This is a genomic window from Nguyenibacter vanlangensis, assembly GCF_013376155.1.
In the GTDB taxonomy this organism is placed as follows: domain Bacteria; phylum Pseudomonadota; class Alphaproteobacteria; order Acetobacterales; family Acetobacteraceae; genus Gluconacetobacter; species Gluconacetobacter vanlangensis.
This window is the reverse complement of record NZ_JABXXP010001173.1, coordinates 1-616: the sequence shown is the minus strand read 5'-3', so window position 1 is coordinate 616 and position 616 is coordinate 1. Positions and strand designations below refer to the sequence as shown.

The following is a 616-nucleotide window of genomic DNA, read 5'->3' as shown; positions in this document are numbered from 1 at the left end:
GGGAATGCCGACCAGGCGGGCGGCTTCCTCGTTATTGCCGATCGCGAACAGCCGGCGGCCGGTGCGATGCACCCGCAGGAAGGCCGCCAGCACCGCCATGACGGCCAGCGCGATGACGGCGGCGCCCGGCAGCGGACCGAGATGGTCGGCCACGAAAAATCGCGTCAGCCCCGGCGGCAGCGCCGTGATCCACGCGCTGCCCATGATCAGGAACACGCCCATGCGGAAGATGCTGAGCGTACCCAGCGTGCAGACGATCGGCGGCACGCGGCCGCACAGGATGATCAGGCCGTTGATCCAGCCCAGCGCCGCGCCTGCCAGCACGAAGGCCGGCACGACCACCGCGACGGGCCACCCCGCGACGAACAGCGATCCGCCGATCGCCGAGACCAGCCCGAGCATGGAGCCGACGGAGGCGTCGATTCCGCCGGTCAGGATCACCAGCGTCATGCCCGCGGCCGGCACGGCGGTGATGGCGCTGGTGACCATCAGCCCGTCCAGGTTGACGCGGGTCCAGAATCCGGCATGCGCGCCGAGGCTGACGGCCGCCACCACCAGCACGATGACGCCCAGCAACGCGGTTTCGCGCCGCGCCAGCAGCGCGCGCCAGGCGATC

Annotated in this window: 1 protein-coding gene; it reads right to left on the bottom strand. The window is 71.4% G+C overall.

The window, feature by feature from the left end:
- Positions 1-616, bottom strand: a 616-nt coding sequence (locus HUK84_RS21950; protein WP_374729411.1) for an ABC transporter permease, incomplete at both ends; no start/stop codon positions are given.